Annotated in this window: 1 pseudogene; it reads right to left on the bottom strand. The window is 78.6% G+C overall.

Annotated elements, in window-relative coordinates:
* Window positions 1–252: pseudogene (locus ACZY1I_RS32315) on the bottom strand (PGRS repeat-containing protein); the annotation flags it as partial.

Raw genomic sequence — 252 nt, 5'->3', positions numbered from 1 at the left:
CAGGTGGCCCGGTCCCGGACCCGGACTGGTCGCATCACCACCGGCACCACCGGTACCGCCATGCCCCGACGTTCCGGTCGGCAGCTGACCCGCCGCCCCCTTGGCCCCGAAATTCCCGCCGCCGCTGTCACCGCCGGCACCGCCCTGGCCGACCGCGCCCGCATCCCCGCCGACCCCGCCGGCCCCACCATTACCGCCGGTGGTCGCTTGACCGCCGGCCCCGCCGGTCCCGCCGTCACCGCCCACCCCGGC

The organism is Mycobacterium sp. IDUB_37, from assembly GCF_055419245.1.
Note: the sequence above shows the minus strand (reverse complement) of the source record. Positions and strands in the feature narration are given on the sequence as shown.